The organism is Micromonospora sp. NBC_00617 (assembly GCF_045161355.1).
Lineage (GTDB): Bacteria > Actinomycetota > Actinomycetes > Mycobacteriales > Micromonosporaceae > Micromonospora.
Map to the genome: position 1 here is coordinate 5,796,346 of NZ_CP107751.1, position 12,822 is coordinate 5,809,167.

Genomic DNA, 12,822 nt, shown 5'->3' on the forward strand with positions numbered 1-12,822 from the left:
GGAGTTGGCGTCGAGGGTCAGACCGGGGTGACGCCGTGCCGGCGTCGGGAGAAGTGCCGGTCCTTGGTACGCGCCGCGGCGAAGCGGCGGACCAGCTCGCCACGCAGGTCGTGCGGCTCGACGATGGCGTCCACCACCAGCTCGCTGGCGAGCCGGACGACGTCGATGTCCTGCTCGTACTCGGCCCGCTTGGCGGCCACGAAGGCGGCCCGCTCGTCCGCGTCCCCGATCGCCGCGATCTTGTTGGCGTAGACGGCGTTCACGGCGGCCTCGGCGCCCATCACCGCGATCTTCGCGGTGGGCAGCGCGATGGTCGCGTCCGGCTCGAAGCCGGGGCCGGCCATCGCGTAGAGCCCTGCGCCGTACGCCTTGCGGACCACCACGCAGATCTTCGGGACGGTCGCCTCGGAGATCGCGGTGATCATCTTGGCGCCGTGCCGGATGATGCCCTGCTTCTCCACGGCGCTGCCGACCATGAAGCCGGGGACGTCGCTGAGGAAGAGCAGCGGCACGTTGAACGCGTCGCAGAGCTGCACGAACCGGGTCGCCTTGTCGGCCGAGTCGACGAAGAGCACGCCGCCCTTGAACATCGAGTTGTTGCCGAGCACGCCGACGACCTGGCCGTCGAGGCGGCCGAACCCGATGGTCAGCTCCTTGGCCCACAGCGCCTGGATCTCGAAGAAGGAACCCTCGTCGAGCAGGCCCTTGACGTACCGCCGCATGTCGAACGCCTGCCGCTCGCTGGCCGGCACGAGCGCGGCCAGGTCGGCCTTCGCGGGCGCGGCGACGGCCGGCGCGACCGGCGGCGCCTGGGTCCAGTTCGCCGGCAGGTACGACAGGTAGGTCTTCACCACCTCGAGCGCGTCGGCCTCGGTCTTGCAGAGGAAGTGCCCGACGCCCGATTCGGCGGTGTGCACCTTGGCCCCGCCCATCGCCTCCAGGGTGGTCTTCTCCCCGGTGACCATCTCGACCATGCGGTCGGAGCCGAGGTACATGCTCGCGTTGCCGTCGACCATGGCCACCACGTCGCAGAACGCCGGAATGTACGCCCCACCGGCGGCGCTCGGGCCGAACAGCGCGCAGACCTGCGGGATCGAACCCGAGGCGCGGACCTGGTTCCAGAAGATCTTGCCGGCGCCGCGTCGGCCGGGGAAGAGGTCGACCTGGTCGGTGATCCGGGCGCCGGCGGAGTCGACCAGGTAGACCATCGGGACGCTGGTGGAGTACGCGCGCTCGATAATCCGGATGATCTTCTCGACGGTCCGGGCGCCCCAACTGCCGGCCTTGACGGTGGAGTCGTTGGCCATCAGGCAGACCTGCCGACCGTCGATCGTGGCGGTGCCGGTGACCACGCCGTCGGCGGGCAGCCCGTCGGCGAGCGCGTTCGCGTAGAGGCCGTCCTCGACGAACGAACCCTCGTCGACCAGCAGCGCGACGCGTTCGCGGGCGAAGAGTTTCCCCTTGGCCTCGTTGGCCGCGTGGTACTTGTCCGCGCCGCCGGACCGGGCCCGCTTGCGCAGCTGCTCCAGCGCCTCACCGTCGAGCGTCACGCCGACTCCCTCGCCCGTACTGACCTGAACGATCGTTAGGCTATCGCATTCGCGCACCTCCCGGCGACCCGCGACCAACCACCGCTCCTTCAAACGAAACATTGAAATCTATTAATCTCTGTGGATAGGCTCCTGGCACCCCCTCCCGGATAGGAGTCAGCGATGACCTCACGACTCGGTCGGCTCGCCGTCGCGTTTGTCGCGACGGCAGTTGCCACGCTCGGCGTCACGGTCGCCAACCCCGCGCCCGCGTCCGCCGCGATGACCATCTGCTACAACACCAGCCAGGCAGGCGCCTACGCCGGCACCGCCAGCCAGGCCGCCTCGATCTGGAACAACGCCACCACGAACCTGACGCTTACCGCGAACTGCGGCTCCAACCTGCGGATCTACCAGATCACCGGCGGCGGCTCCTACGCCGTGCGGACCAGCCTCGGCAACGGCCGGGTCTACATCGACACCCAGCAGGCGGCGCAGTACAGCCCGCTGCGGATCATGACCCACGAGATCGGGCACATCCTCGGCCTGCCGGACAACTACAACGGCAACTGCTCGATCCTGATGTCCGGCGGCAGCGCCGGCACCAGCTGCACCAACCCGTACCCGAGCAGCGCCGAAGCGAGCCGGGTGAGCAGCCTCTTCGCCGGCACCCTCAGCGCCACCGAGCGCAGCGCCGACCGCAGCGCGGACATCTTCCGGGACAGCTGGCCGAGCGTGCTCACCCCGGTGAGCTGACCGACCTGGCACGGTGAAGGGGCCGGCGTGTTCGCCGGCCCCTTCGTCGCGTCCTCAGCTCGGCATCGGCGTCAGCCGGGTACGCGGACCGGCCCGCAGCACACCGGACGGGAGCTTCTTGCCGAGCAGCTCCTCGGCCAGCTCGGCCACCTCGATCAGGGCAGCCAGGTCGATGCCGGTGTCGACGCCCATGTCGTGCAGCATGTGCACGGCCTCCTCGGTGGCGAGGTTGCCACTGGCCCCCGGGGCGTACGGGCAGCCGCCCAGGCCGCCGACGCTGGCGTCGAACTCGGTGACCCCCAGCTCCAGCGCGGTCAGCAGGTTGGCCAGCGCCGTGCCCCGGGTGTTGTGGAAGTGCAGCAGCACCGGCACGTGCGCGTTGCGGTCGCGTACCGCGGTCAGCAGCTCACGGACCCGTCGCGGAGTGGCCATGCCGGTCGTGTCGCCGAACGCCACCCGGTCCGCGCCGTCGCGGACCACGCGGTCGACGATGCCGGCGACCCGCAGCGGGTCGATGTCCCCCTCGTACGGGCATCCGAAGCTGGTCGCCACGATCACCTCGACCCGTGCCGACGCGGCGTGCAGGAGGCCGATCAGCTCGGCGATGTCGTCCAACGATTCGTCGGTCGAGCGGTTGACGTTGCGCCGGTTGTGCGTGTCGCTGGCCGACACCACCACCTCGATCTCGGTGAACCCGGCGGCGAGGGCCCGCTGGGCGCCCCGGGTGTTCGGCACCAGCGCCGAGTAGCGCACCCCGTCGGCCTTCGTGGCCCGCTGCCACACCTCGTCGGCGTCGGCCATCTGCGGGATCGCCTTCGGGTGCACGAACGACACCGCCTCGATCCGGCGTACGCCGGTGCCGGAGAGCGCGTCGAGCAGCCGCACCTTGGCATCGGCGGGAATCGGCTCCTCGTTCTGCAATCCGTCGCGCGGCCCAACCTCGCGAATCGAAACGGAATCCGGCAACTGGCTCATGGTCACCTCGCTGTGACGTCGGATGGGGGCGGTGGTCGGTGCTGCGTCCTTTGCACTGCTTCATCGGGCGCAACGGCGATCGTCCGGTATCCGGACATGCCGTGTTGCGTCCAGGTAAGCAGAGCAAAGGACGCGGGTGCCAGTGTCGCCCCGCCGACAGGTCACCAGCCCTGCGGCCCGGCGACGGCCCGGCCGGGTCAGCGCATGCGGGAGACGATGCCGGTGTCGTAGGCGCCGGAGCGGAACTCCTCGTTCTCGAGCAGCTCGGCGAAGAAGGGCACGTTGTTCTTCGGGCCCTCGATCCGGAAGGCGGCGACAGCGGCCTTCGCCCGTTCGATCACCTCGTCGCGGGTCGCGCCCGTGACGATCAGCTTGGCCAGCAGGCTGTCGTAGAACGGGGTGACGGTGTTGCCCTCGGTGTAACCCGAGTCCACCCGCACGCCCTCGCCGGTGGGCTCCACCCAGGTCCTGATCACGCCGGGGCCGGGCAGGAAGCGCTTCGGGTCCTCGGCATTGATCCGCAGCTCGATGGCGTGCCCGCTCGGCGCGAGCGCGTCCGGGTCGAAGGTCGGGGTCAGGCCGGCGGCCACCCGCAACTGCTCCTGCACCAGGTCGACGCCGTAGACGTACTCGGTCACCGGGTGCTCCACCTGCAGCCGCGTGTTCATTTCCAGGAAGAAGAACTCGCCCGAGGCCGGGTCGAGCAGGCACTCCACCGTGCCCGCGTTGCGATAGCCGACGGCCTCGCCGGCCCGTACCGCTGCCGCCAGGAGGCGTGCGCGCAGCTCCGGCGAGACCGCCGGGGACGGCGACTCCTCCACCAGCTTCTGGTTGCGCCGCTGCACCGAGCACTCCCGCTCGCCGAGCGCCACCACCCGACCGTCGGCCAGGCCGAGGATCTGCACCTCGACGTGGCGCACCCGGGGGAAGTACCGCTCGATCAACACCGAACCGTCGCCGAACATCCGCTCGGCGAACGCGCGCACCTTGTCGTACTCGGTGCGCAGCGCGGCCTCGTCGACGGCCACGCCCATGCCCATGCCCCCGCCACCGGCGGCGGCCTTGACCATCACCGGGTAGCCGATCTCGGCGGCGGCCGTCACCGCCGCGTCCAGGTCGGCGGCCGGGTCGGTGGTGCCGGGCGCGACCGGGACGCCGGCCGCCGCCATCAGGTTCCGAGCGTTGATCTTGTCGCCCATCGCGGTGATCGCGTCCGCGCCGGGCCCGACCCAGATCAGCCCGCTCGCCTCGACGGTACGGGCGAACTCGGCGTTCTCCGACAGGAACCCGTAGCCGGGGTGGATGGCCTGTGCGCCGGTCGACTTCGCGGCGGCGAGGATCGCCTCGACGTTGCGGTAGCTCTGGGCCGGGTTCGGCGGGCCGATCAGGACGGCCTCGTCCGCCTCGGCGACGAACGGCAGATCGACGTCGGCCTCCGAGTACACCGCGATCGCGCGGATGCCGAGCCGCTTGGCGGTCCGGATGACCCGGCGGGCGATCTCGCCCCGATTGGCGACCAGCAGTGACTCGATCATGTTTCCTCCCGGCGTCCGGATGTTGGGACGATGCCAGGGAACCACGACGGGCCCACTCCTGACGAGCCGGGGCTCAGGCGAGCAGCGCGGCCAGGGTCGCGCCGCGCAGCAGCTCGGCGCGACGCCGACGGTCCACCTCGCCGCCCAGGAACGGAGTCGAGTTCATCAGGCCGAACGCGGCGTGCGCCAGCACCCGCGCCTCACCGTCGGGCATGCCCGGGTGCAGCGCGGTCAGCACCGTCACCCACTCCTCGACGTACATCCGCTGCAGGCGGCGGATCCGTCGTCGCGGCTCCTCCGGCAGGCGGTCCAGCTCGTGCAGGTGCAGCGCGATCACCGCGGGGTTGGCCAGCGCGAACTCGACGTGGAAGTCGATCAGCGACTCCAGCACGCCGCGCGGGTCGTCCGGATGCCCGGCGGCACGTTCCCGGCCGCCGGCCAACAGCCCCTCGCTGACCGGGATCAGCGCGGCGGCCAGCATCGCCTCCTTGCCGGCGAAGTGGTGGTAGAGCGCCGGGCCGGTCACCCCGGCTGCCGCACCGATGTCGTCCATCGACACGCCGTGATAGCCACGGGCGGCGAACAGACCGACCGCGATCTCCAGGATCTCGTCCTTGCGGGACCGGCGCCGGCCCGCACCCGCCGCACCCCGTGTCTGCTGCTCCACCGTCACGGGGCAAGCGTAGTCCGCGAGCTGACCGCGGTGGGACGCCGGTTACCGGTCGGTTGCGCGCGCCACGCCACCGGCCGGCACCCGTTCGGGCGGGGCCGACCGGGCGGCGCAGAGGTCACTCGTCCGGGTCGAGGTCGTGCTCCGCGCGCAGCGCGGCGGCCTCCGTGGGTCGGTCCAGCAGGTCCAGGGCGCGGGCCAGCAGCCAGGCCGTCTGGCGGACCGGCTGCGAGCCGGCCGGGAGCCCACCGAGTACGCGCCGCAGCAGCGGCTCCGCCTCGGCCGGCCGGTCCAGGCGCAGCAGCAGCTCACCGACGAGGACCTCGACCTGGGCCGCCTCGCCGAACGCCTCGATCGACCGCAGCCGGTCCGGCACCCCGGCGAGCCGGTCCAACGCCTCGTCCGGCCGCCCCTCCCCGACCAACACCCGCGCACCGGCCTCGGCCGCCATCGCCAGCTCGTAGATCACCGGCGGCTCCGGCTCCGACTGCCCGGCCAACGTGGCAGCCAACCCGTCCACCAGCTCGACGGCACGGACCGCCGCCGGTCGATCGTCGGACCAGAACCAGGCGTACGCCTCTCGCCGACGGGCACGCAGCTCGTCCAACGGCAGGTCGGCCAGCCGGTACGCCGTGGCGGCGGCGGCGAACCGCTCGGCGGCAACCGCGTCCCGGTCGGCGTCGTAGAGGATCCCGCCGGCCTCCTCCAGCACCTGCGCCCGGTGCGGGAGGTTGTCCGGGCCGTCCAGGTTGGTGGACAACTGCTCCAGCAGGGCCAGCGCCGGATCGATCTCGCCGAGCCCGGCGTACACGCCGGCCAGCAGGTGCCGGCAGCGGTCGGCCTCCGCCTGGGCGCCCAGCCGGTCCAGACCGAGCACGGCCTCCTCGGCGACCTCGGCCGCCTCGGCGAGTCGGCCCACCATCCGGTACGCGTTCGCCAGCTCCCAGCGCAGGAACGCGTCCCCCTCGGCGCCGCGCTCCACGCAGAGCGTCACCGCCTCGACGAAATCGTTTACCGCGTCGGCAGCCCGGCCGGCGGAGAGCAGCGCCCGCGCGCGGGCGACCCGGACGGGCAGCTCCGCGTCCGCCGGCGCCACCCGCAGCGCCTCGTCGCAGGCGGCCACCGCCGCCGCTGGGTCGTCGACCGTCCGCGCCCAGGCCAGGCAGGCCGCCGTGAGCAGTTCGCCGATGCCCAGCTCACGACCAATGCCGCGCGCCTCCTCGGCGGCGGCGCGGGCCTCATCGACGCGGTCGGACTGCTCCAGCAGGTGCGCCCGGTGCAGCGCCATCCGAGCCGCCAGGTGCCGGTCGCCACCCGCGTCGGCCGGTGCCCGGTCCAGCGCCGCGAGGGCGTCCGCCCACCGTTGCTGGTGCAGCAACGCCAACGCCAGCCGGTCGTGCCCCGCGGCCCGCTGCCGGTCGTCCCCGAGCCGGTCCAGCACCTCGGCGGCCTCCCGGACCAGCGCGAGCCCCTCCTCGGCGTGCTCGTCGGTCCGGGTCAGCAGCACGCCGAGCCGCCCGGCGACCACCCGGGCGGGAACCTCCTCGCCCGCCGAGCGGTACAGGTCCAGCGCCGTCCGGTTCAACTCGACCGCGCCCTCGATGTCGTCCTCGTCGCCGCGCTCGGCGGCCCGCAGCGCCAACCGGTGCGCGACCGTGCGCGCCGGCAGGTCGGTGGAGCCGAACCGGTCGTCGCACGCGGCCAGCGCCGCCTGGAACGTGGCCCGGTCGTGTCGGCCCCAGCTCTCCTCGGCGAGGGTCAGCAGCTCGTCGGCGTCGACGTCGGCGGGCAGAGCGATGGTGGCCGCACCGACCCGCTCGCGGCCGGGTCGGTCGGCGGACGCGGGCGTGGCCGTACCGGGCGCGGCGGTCGGTTCGTCCCCGGTCGGCCGGGCCGGACGGCGGCGGACGCTCGCGGAGAGCGGCAGGTGCTCGCCGCTGGGCCGTACGGCGAGCCGGCGGGCGATCCACTCCGACTGGTGGCTGGTGCCGTTGCGGGCGTCGAAGCGGGCGGCCAGCGCGGCCGCGGTAGCGGCCAACTCGTCGGCCAGCATCGGCGCGGGCACCTCGGCGGCCGGGCGGCCCTCGGCGGCCCGGCGGTACACCGTCGCCGGACCGGCCTGACGCAGCGCGGCGGCGGCGGTCGCCGCGAAGTGCATGGCGGCGGCCGGCGACGGCGGCCGGTCCAGCCAGTCCAGGTGCCGCTCGACCAGCTCGACCGCCCGCGCCTCGTTGCCGGTCAGCGTGCAGAACTCGATGTGGTCGCCGATGTCCCACAGGTCGGCGAGGTTGCCGCGCAGCTTGCGGTACGCCTCCCGGTGCGCGTCACGCGCCGACTCACCCCGACCGGTACGCAGGTAGGGCAGAAGGAGCGCCGTGAGGATCGCCTGGGGCTGCTCGGTGCAGGTCAGTCTGCCGGCGAGCACCGGCTCGGCCAGTGCCACCGCCTCGGCGTCCCGCCCGGTGTCGGCGAGGTAGCCCACCTGGCTCGTCGGGTCACAGCCGGCGCAGTCGGACAGCTCGTCGCGGGGTGTGGTCTGCCACAGCCGGTACCAGTGCGCGGCGGCCTCGGCGTCGCCCACGTGGTCGGCGACCCGGAACCGGTGCTTGTGGACGGTCTGCAGGCTGTGCCCGCCGGCCCGGTAACGCCGCTCCATGTCGTCGAGCACCGCGTACGTGCGGTCCAGCGGCACCTCGGGGAACTTCAGCAGGCCGGACACCATGTACTTGAAGTGCCACAGCAACTGGTGCAGGTGGCGCTGGTGGTACGGCTGCGGGTCGCGATCGAATTCGGACAGACACCAGGAGAAGGTCACGAACGACTTCGCCGGCTCACCGCCGTAGACGTACCCGGTGGTGGCCTGCATCCGGGTGACGAAGGCGAGGTGCCGGTCGTCGGCGGCGTCGACCCGGCGCAGCAGTTGCTCCAGCGCGGCGATCTGCCCCGCCCCGTACGGCATGTCGGCGATGCCACGCAGCACCCGCCACAGGTCCTCGTCGCTCAAGGTCACTCCCGTCCCGGCACGGCCCGGCCGAGCAGGCCGAGGAAGGAATCGTTCAGCAGCGCGGCGTCGGCAGCGCGGATCGGATGGTGGCCGAGCAGCAGCGCCTGCCCGTACAGCGCCTCGATGGCGAGGCCGACCAGCTCCGGGTCGCCCAGCATCGTGACCCGCCGGACCAGCGGGTTGCGGTGGTTGAGCACCAGTTGCGGGCGGTCCGGTGGGGCGGTGGCGGCGAGCGCGTCGAGCACTCCGCCCCACAGCTCGTCGGCACGGTCGCGGCTGGCGGCGAGCTGGTCGTTGAACGCCGCCGACCGGCTGACCAGGTAGAGCGCGGGCAGCGAGACCGGGTCGTACGCCCGGATGACCACCTCGCAGCCGGACCGCTCGACGGCCCGCTGCGCGGCGGTGAGGAACGGCCGCAGCGCCAACTCGACCTGCGGGTCGAGGGCCTCGAACCGGGTGGTGAGGTCGCTCGGCTCCAGCCGTTCGATAAGCACCGACCGGTCCACCGCCGGCAGCCGCTCGATCAGCTCGGTGTCGTACGTGTAGCCGGCGTTCACCACCGCCAGGTCCTGTGCGGCGGCCACCGCGGCGAGTTGGCGGAACTCGTCGAGGCTGGCCGCGTAGCGGAGCACCCCGTGACGTTCCCGGAACTCGGCGAGCGTGAGCGTGCCGACGTTGGTGTCCATCGGCCACCACCGGTCGACCAGCCGGAGCATCTCGTCGTCGTGCAGCGCCAGCGCCTTCACGCCGAGGTGGTGCACCTGGAGGAACTCGGCCAGCCGGTGCGGGTCGTGTCGCGCCAGCCGGACCAGCCAGCCGCGTACCTGGTCGCCGAGCGCCTCCCGGGTCGCGGCGAGCAGGGTGTCCTCGTAGAGGGACTCGCGGCTGGCCGTCGGGCGCAACTCGGTCGCGTCGACCACGCAGTGCGCGAAGAACGCCCAGTCCGGCAGCAGGCTGTCGGCGTTCTCGGTGAGCAGCATCCGCTTGAGGTAGACGCGGTGCCCGGCCCGGGCCGCCGGGTTCACCGGGGTCGGGAGGATGACGGCGACACCGGTCAGCCCGGCCTCCGGCACGGCCAGCGGCAGCACGTCGAAGGGCTCCACGCCGAGCGTCTCCCGGGCGTACCTGATCAACGCCGCGCGGTCGAGCGGCGCCCCCGGCGCGGTCGCCCACGGGGGTTCGCCGGTGGTGGTGACCGTGTCGCCGACCCGGACGGTGACCGGCAGCAGCGACCCGAAGAGCCGCGCCAGGTCGGTGACGGTCGGGGTGGCGAACCACTGGTCGGCGTCCCGGCGGGGCACCAGCGTGACCGTGGTGCCCGGCTCGACGCGGGCGGCCTCCGGCGGTGCCACGGTCACGGCGTAGCGGCCGTCGGCGTACCCGGTCCACCGGACCGTGGGGTTGTCGCCGTGCCGGGTGAGCACCTGGATCTCGTCGGCGACGAGGAAGCAGGAGAGCAGGCCGATGCCGAACTGGCCGAGGAACTCGTGCCGGGAGAAGCCCAGCTCGTCGCGCTTGGAGCTGCGGCCGATGGTGGCCAACAGCTCGTGCACCTGCGCCTCGGTCAGGCCGACGCCGGTGTCGTGCACCCGCAGGGTGCCGTCGCCGGTGATCTCCGGTGGCTCGATGCGGACCAGCGCCGGCGCGTCCGGCTCGGTCGTACGCCGGGCGGTGATCGCGTCCACGGCGTTCTGGAGCAGCTCACGGACGTAGACCCGTGGGCTGCCGTAGAGGTGATGGCTGAGCAGGTCGACCACGCCACGCAGGTCGACCTGGAAAGTGTGGTCCACGCCTGAGTTCTCCCCGGTCCCGATGCCGGCGCCCACCGTACCGATGATCACCGACGGCTCGCGTCCCCCTTTCGCCCGGCGGCTTGACCCTCGACCCGGTCGAGAGGGCACGTTCGGCGGCATGACCACCTCCGCTCTGGGCCGGGACTTCCGGTTGCTCTGGTCCGCCGCCGTCTCGTCCCGGTTCGGGGACGCGCTGCGCACGCCGGCTCTGGCCCTGCTGGCCGCCACACTGACCCGCGACCCTCGGATCATCGCGGCGGTCACCGTGGCCGGGCAGCTTCCCCCGCTGCTCTTCGGCCTGCTCGGCGGCGTGTACGCGGACCGCTGGGACCGCCGGCGGACGATGGCCTGCATCGACGGGGTACGCGCGGTGGTGGTGGCGGCGCTGGCCGTGGCGGTCGTCCTCGACCGGGCGGCCGTCGTGACGCTCCTGGCGGCCGCGTTCCTCCTCGCCGCGTTGGGCACCCTCTTCGACTCGGCCTCGTTCGCGCTGCTGCCCACGGTCGTGTCGCCGGCCGCGCTGCCCCGGGCGAACGGACGGCTCCAGGCGGGGAGCGCGGTGGCCGGCGGTTTCCTCGGTGCGCCGGCCGCCGGTGTCCTCTTCGCCACCGGCCCCGCCCTGCCGTTCGCTCTGGACGCCGTCACCTTCGCGGTGGCGGCCCTGCTCGTGCTGGCCCTCACTCCGACGCCCGCCGTGGATGCGGGGCCGGCCATCCGACGCGGGTCGGTGTGGAGCGAGATCGCCGAGGGGATGCGCTGGCTGCGCGGCGACCGGACACTGTGGCGGGTCACCCTGCTGGCGGCCGCGAGCAACCTGGCGATCAGCGGTCTCATGGCGGTGCTGGTGCTCTACGCGCTGGACGTGCTGCGCGTGCCGCCGGCCGGATACGGACTGTTCGCGGCGGGCGCCATTCTCGGCGGCGTGGGCGGGGCGCTCGGGGCGGGCCGGCTCGCCGCCCGGCTCGGCACGGTGCCCGCGCTGCGGGCGGTGCTCGCCGTACAGACCGTCGCGCTGGTCGTGTTCGCGCTGGCCCGGCAACCGGTGCCGGGCGGGATCGCGCTGGCCGTCTTCGCCGCCGGCACCGTCGGGTGGAACAGCCTGTCGGCGTCGTACGGGCAGCGGCACGTGCCGGGCGGACTGCTCGGTCGGGTGGGTGCCGCGCAGCGGATGGTCGGCCTGCTCACCGCACCCGTCGGCGCGGCGCTCGCCGGGCTGGCCGCCGCCGCGTACGGGACGGTGCCGGTGGCGGGCGCCGCGGCCGGCACGTTCGCGCTGGTCACGCTGGCGGCCTGGTGGGCACTGCGACCGGCCGCACCGGCACCGACGGCCGCCACGCCCACCAGCGGCGCGACAGCGGCCCGATCAGAGCGGCACCCGTCTCGGTGAACAGCTCAACCCGCGCTCCGTTCCCGGTGGGACAGCCCGGACAGGCGCAGCGCGATCCGCTGCCGGACCGGGGGTACGGCACCGAGCAGCCGGAGCAGCGCGTCGCGGGCCGGTCGGCGGGCCGGGGAGGTGGTGGCCAGCCGGGTCAGCCCGGCGGCGAAGCTCACCACGTCCTCGGCCATCGGGCGCTGCCGCGCGGTGTAGTCGTCGAGCAGCGTCTCCGGGCCGCCGGCGAGCACCTCGGCCAGGGCGGCGCCGAGGGCCACCGCATCGCAGATGCCGAGGTTCATACCCTGCCCGCCGGCGGGGCTGTGCACGTGCCCGGCATCCCCGGCCAGCAGCACCGGCCCGGCCCGGAAGGTGTCGGCGATTCGGTGGTGCACCCGGAACCGGGAACCCCACAGCACCTCGGTCACCCGGTCGGGCCGGCGGGTCGGGCCGCGCTCGTCGAGCAGCGCCTGGAGGTACGCCGCGTCCGGCTCGGGCGGTGCCGTCGGCACGGCGGCGACCAGCCGGACCACGCCGTCCGGCAGTGGCGCCCAGACCAGCGGACCGGGGCGGGCGAGGAACAACGCGGCCTCGTCGCGGGGCAGCGCGCTGTCGACCCGCACGTCGGCGAGCACGAAGGACTCCTCGTCGCTGGGGCCGGCGAAGCCGATGCCCGCCGCCTGCCGGACCGTGCTGTGCAGGCCGTCCGCGCCGACCACGTACCGGGCGCGCAGGTCCGCACCGTCGACCCGCGCGAGCACCCCGTCGGCGGTCGGGTTCAGGTCGGTCAGCCGGCACGGCCGCCGCACCCGGACGCCGAGGTCGGCCAACTGCCCGACGAGCACGGCCTCGGTGACCGCCTGGGAGACCAGCAGGGCGTAGGGAAAACGGGACGGCAACCGGTGGAACGGAACCGACAGCAGCGTCCGGTCCCGGTCGCGGACCGTGAAACGCGGCGCACGCACCCCCTGGGCCACCAGTGGCGCCGCGACGCCGATCCGGTCCAGCACCTCCAGGGTGTACGCGTGCACGACGGCCGCGCGGGACGTCTGCGGCGGTTCGGCCTGCTGGTCCAGCACTGTCACGTCGATCCCGCGACGGGCCAGCGTCAGTGCGGTGGCGAGGCCGGTGGGGCCGGCACCCACCACCAGGACGTCGGTACTCGTGGGCAGCATGGCCACCTCC

At 73.5% G+C, this 12,822-nt stretch carries 9 protein-coding genes; 2 read left to right on the forward strand and 7 right to left on the reverse strand.

Annotation, left to right across the window (positions count from 1 at the left end; all coding sequences use genetic code 11):
- Positions 1-17: 17 nt before the first annotated feature.
- Positions 18-1,550, reverse strand: a complete 1,533-nt coding sequence (locus OG505_RS26710; RefSeq protein WP_405428672.1) for an acyl-CoA carboxylase subunit beta — start codon at positions 1,548-1,550, stop codon at positions 18-20.
- 162 nt (positions 1,551-1,712) lie between these two features.
- Here OG505_RS26710 and OG505_RS26715 point away from each other — a divergent pair, with 162 nt between their 5' ends.
- Positions 1,713-2,285, forward strand: a complete 573-nt coding sequence (locus OG505_RS26715) for a snapalysin family zinc-dependent metalloprotease (RefSeq protein ID WP_405428674.1) — start codon at positions 1,713-1,715, stop codon at positions 2,283-2,285.
- Positions 2,286-2,339: 54 nt separating this feature from the next.
- On the opposite strand, the gene OG505_RS26720 is transcribed toward OG505_RS26715, so the two are convergent.
- The 5 genes from OG505_RS26720 to OG505_RS26740 all read right to left on the reverse strand — a co-directional run bounded on the left by OG505_RS26720 (position 2,340) and on the right by OG505_RS26740 (position 10,259).
- Positions 2,340-3,251, reverse strand: a complete 912-nt coding sequence (locus tag OG505_RS26720; protein WP_405434724.1) for a hydroxymethylglutaryl-CoA lyase — start codon at positions 3,249-3,251, stop codon at positions 2,340-2,342.
- A gap of 206 nt (positions 3,252-3,457) precedes the next feature.
- Positions 3,458-4,795: an acetyl/propionyl/methylcrotonyl-CoA carboxylase subunit alpha gene (locus OG505_RS26725; protein WP_405428675.1), complete on the reverse strand. Its 1,338-nt coding sequence runs from the start codon at positions 4,793-4,795 to the stop codon at positions 3,458-3,460.
- Positions 4,796-4,868: 73 nt separating this feature from the next.
- A complete protein-coding gene (locus OG505_RS26730; protein ID WP_405428676.1) occupies positions 4,869-5,468 on the reverse strand; it encodes a TetR/AcrR family transcriptional regulator in 600 nt (199 codons plus the stop codon).
- A gap of 115 nt (positions 5,469-5,583) precedes the next feature.
- Positions 5,584-8,475 carry a hypothetical protein gene (locus tag OG505_RS26735; RefSeq protein ID WP_405428678.1) on the reverse strand — a complete coding sequence of 964 codons (2,892 nt, stop codon included), beginning with the start codon at positions 8,473-8,475 and terminating at the stop codon, positions 5,584-5,586.
- A complete protein-coding gene (locus OG505_RS26740; protein ID WP_405428680.1) occupies positions 8,472-10,259 on the reverse strand; it encodes an HSP90 family protein in 1,788 nt (595 codons plus the stop codon). Before OG505_RS26740 ends, OG505_RS26735 begins: the two co-directional genes overlap by 4 nt.
- A gap of 121 nt (positions 10,260-10,380) precedes the next feature.
- Between OG505_RS26740 and OG505_RS26745 the strand changes: the two genes are divergently transcribed.
- A complete protein-coding gene (locus tag OG505_RS26745) occupies positions 10,381-11,649 on the forward strand; it encodes an MFS transporter (protein WP_405428681.1) in 1,269 nt (422 codons plus the stop codon).
- A 5-nt stretch (positions 11,650-11,654) separates the two neighbouring features.
- On the opposite strand, the gene OG505_RS26750 is transcribed toward OG505_RS26745, so the two are convergent.
- Positions 11,655-12,812 carry an FAD-dependent oxidoreductase gene (locus tag OG505_RS26750; protein WP_405428683.1) on the reverse strand — a complete coding sequence of 386 codons (1,158 nt, stop codon included), beginning with the start codon at positions 12,810-12,812 and terminating at the stop codon, positions 11,655-11,657.
- Positions 12,813-12,822 lie beyond the last annotated feature (10 nt).

Bases quoted from the DNA above. Each gene is read 5' to 3' on its own strand.
- OG505_RS26725 (WP_405428675.1), bottom strand. From the start codon at position 4,795: ATGATCGAGTCACTGCTGGTCGCCAATCGGGGCGAGATCGCCCGCCGG.
- OG505_RS26745 (WP_405428681.1), top strand. From the start codon at position 10,381: ATGACCACCTCCGCTCTGGGCCGGGACTTCCGGTTGCTCTGGTCCGCC.
- OG505_RS26715 (WP_405428674.1), top strand. From the start codon at position 1,713: ATGACCTCACGACTCGGTCGGCTCGCCGTCGCGTTTGTCGCGACGGCA.
- OG505_RS26750 (WP_405428683.1), bottom strand. From the start codon at position 12,812: ATGCTGCCCACGAGTACCGACGTCCTGGTGGTGGGTGCCGGCCCCACC.